Origin of the sequence: Stenotrophomonas sp. 2YAF22 (assembly GCF_052114665.1) — a bacterium.
GTDB lineage: Bacteria > Pseudomonadota > Gammaproteobacteria > Xanthomonadales > Xanthomonadaceae > Stenotrophomonas > Stenotrophomonas indicatrix.
This window is the reverse complement of record NZ_JBFRFE010000674.1, coordinates 1-2,239: the sequence shown is the minus strand read 5'-3', so window position 1 is coordinate 2,239 and position 2,239 is coordinate 1. Positions and strand designations below refer to the sequence as shown.

The following is a 2,239-nucleotide window of genomic DNA, read 5'->3' as shown; positions in this document are numbered from 1 at the left end:
GCGGGGTGGGTCCGGTTGCGGGGGTGTCCGCGGCATGGATGCCGCGGCCAAGCCCCCAWGGGTGAGGGCGCTTTGCTTGCGAAGCACTGCTTCGCAAGCGSCCGAACGCACAGCCGCCAGCGGCTGGGCCGGTCTGGGGGTTTACGGYGTCCCCCGCAACCGGGCCCACCCCGCCAACCCACGGAAAGCCAGCTTTTGACGTTGCCGTTGCCGTTGCTGTCAGCGGGTGCCGGGCCGCAGGCCCGGCCGACAACCCCTCAGTTGCGCTGGAACAACGCCTGCACGTCCCTGCGGAACGCCGCCTGGCTGTCAGCCCGGCTGTAGAACATGTGCCCACCCGGATAGCTGCGCACCTGCACGCGGTCCGGATTGCTGCCCATTGTCGGCATCTGGTCCACCGTCAGGATCGAGCCCATGAACGGGCACGACAGATCATTCCAACCGTGCACGATCAGCACCTGCAGATGCGGGTCGATAGCAACCGCCTGGCGCAGCTGTGTCACCGCACCCTCGCGCAGGTCGCCATTGCGATCCCACAGACGGTTCACGTCGTAGTTCAGTGCCTGGTAGCGCGCATCCACCTTCCAGCCGACCTCGCGGGTAACGAAGTCGACCATCGCCGTGGTGGTCGGGGCGATGATGCTGTCCAGCAGCGGATCGTTGGCGCGCTGCTCCGGATCGTTCGGGAATGGATCGAATGCAGTGACGTTGGAGTCGTAGCGGCTTCCCAGCGTGCCCTTGTCGCGGAACACCTCGCGCAGGTAGGCCTGGGTTTCCAAGCGACCGCCGGCGCGGCGCACGAACTGCGGGTCCAGGCCGGTCAACTCGGCCACCCGGCGCAGCATCACCTCGGTCGCCTGCGGATCGCTGCGGCCCTTCATCAACGCGGTGGCGTAGTCGCCGCGGGTGTACTCGACCACCTCGCGCATCGCCGCGTCGGTCAGCTTGCCCTGGCGCTCCAGGTGCGCGGCAGCGATCGACGGCAGGGTCTGCATCCACGCCATCGGCGAGACATCGGCGTTGTCTTCCAGCGTCGGGCTCAGGTACGGCGACACCAGCACCAGGCCGTTCATCGCCACGCCCAAGCGCGTCTGCAGGAAGTGGGTGATGCGCGGGCCGCGATAGCCGCCATAGCTCTCGCCGGTCAGGTACTTGCGCGAGGCCATGCGCTGGTTGCGCAGCAGCCAGTCGTAGATCGAACGCGACAGGTACTCGATATCGGCGCTGGGGTTGTACAGCTGCTTCTTCGCTTCGTCATCGCCGATGCGGGCACGGCTGAAGCCGGTTCCCACCGGATCGATGAACACCAGGTCGGTGAAGTCCAGCCAGGTGCCGGGATTGTCGTGCAGCTTCGCTGGCGCCGATGCGCTGTCGCCTTCCGACCCGAAGGTCACCACCTTCGGGCCGATGGCACCCAGGTTGAGGTACACAGAAGAAGCGCCGGGGCCGCCATTGAGAGCGAAGGTCACCGGCCGGTCCTTGCCCGGCATCGTGTAGGCGGTGAACACCACATCGGCTATCACCTTGCCCTTCGCATCGCGTACCGGCAGGGTGCCGACGGTGGCGGTGTAGTCGAGGGTGCGCCCAGCCAGGCGCATGCTCTGGCGAGCCGACGCATCGGCCGGCAGGGGCGCGGCTTCGGTCTTTTCTTCTTTCGTTTCGGAGGCGCCGTCAGCAGCAGGCGCGGCCAGCACGCAGGCAGGGGCGATCAGCAGGCCGACGCAGAGCGCGGCAGAGTGCAGCAGGAACTTCATGGCACCGGAACGGCAGCGGAAGGGACTCCGATGCTAGGGCGGGGTGCCGCGTACCGTATGTGTCCAAAGGCATGGGCCAGCGTTGCGGCCTGATCCGGTCAAGCGGAGGTGGCACCTCGCACAGCGTCGTCGGCCAGCAGCCCATACACGGCCGAGTCCGCCAGCTCACCGCGGATGCGCCAGCGCTGCCGCAGCAGGCCTTCGCGGTGGAAGCCCAGGCGTTCGAGCACGTGTGCCGAGGCGTGGTTGCGTGGATCGATCTCCGCTTCCACCCGGTGCAGTTGCAGGGTGTTGAACAGATAGGCCAGCACCTGCTGCAGCGCTTCATGCATGTAGCCGTGGCCCTGCCTGCCAGGTGCCAGCAGATAGCCGATTTCGGCACGTGCCGCGTCCCGATCCAGCGCAAACACCACGCAGATGCCCAGCAGCGGGCCGTCCACCGATTCGCGCAGGGCCAACTTCAATTGCGTGCCGGTAGCCTAGCC

Annotated in this window: 1 protein-coding gene and 1 pseudogene; both read right to left on the bottom strand. The window is 67.1% G+C overall.

All coding sequences use genetic code 11. The features are described from left to right. Nucleotides 1-257: 257 nt before the first annotated feature. On the bottom strand, nt 258-1,754 hold the full coding sequence (locus AB4Y84_RS19780; RefSeq protein WP_442244572.1) for a S10 family peptidase: 1,497 nt from the start codon (nt 1,752-1,754) through the stop codon (nt 258-260). A gap of 98 nt (nt 1,755-1,852) precedes the next feature. Beyond that, a pseudogene (locus AB4Y84_RS19775) lies at nt 1,853-2,233 on the bottom strand (GNAT family N-acetyltransferase); the annotation flags it as partial. Nucleotides 2,234-2,239 lie beyond the last annotated feature (6 nt).

What these genes read in the sequence shown, in the direction of transcription:
- AB4Y84_RS19780 (WP_442244572.1), bottom strand. Translation starts at nt 1,754, where the DNA reads ATGAAGTTCCTGCTGCACTCTGCCGCGCTCTGCGTCGGCCTGCTGATC.